The organism is Enterobacter sp. ZOR0014 (assembly GCF_000798855.1).
GTDB classification, from domain to species: Bacteria; Pseudomonadota; Gammaproteobacteria; order Enterobacterales; family Enterobacteriaceae; genus Enterobacter; species Enterobacter kobei.
Genome location: NZ_JTLF01000094.1, coordinates 1 through 328, shown reverse-complemented (window position 1 = coordinate 328; position 328 = coordinate 1). Strand labels below are relative to the sequence as shown.

The 328-nt window shown below is 63.4% G+C and carries 1 pseudogene; it reads left to right on the top strand.

Features of this window, described 5'->3' with window-relative positions:
• Window positions 1-328 (top strand): annotated as a pseudogene (locus L977_RS24670) (RHS repeat domain-containing protein); the annotation flags it as partial.

Below are 328 nucleotides of genomic sequence, written 5' to 3'. Positions count from 1 at the left end.
TGGAGAAGGATAACGGCCAGACCCGGTGGCACTACCGCTACGACGGTGAGCATCGCCTGACGGAAGTCATCAGCCAGCCGCGGGACCGCAACAAACCGCAGACGCAGGTCAGCTTCCGCTACGATCTGCTCGGACGACGGATCAGCAAAACGCGTCGCCAGATGCTGGGCGGGCAGCCAGCCGGCAAGCCAGTCACTACCCGTTTTGTCTGGGAGGGGTTCCGCCTGCTGCAGGAAGTGCACGGGGATGTGCCGCTGACCTACGTCTACAGCGATCAGGACAGCTACGATCCGCTGGCGCGTATCGACGGCGTGGATGCCCCGGAAAT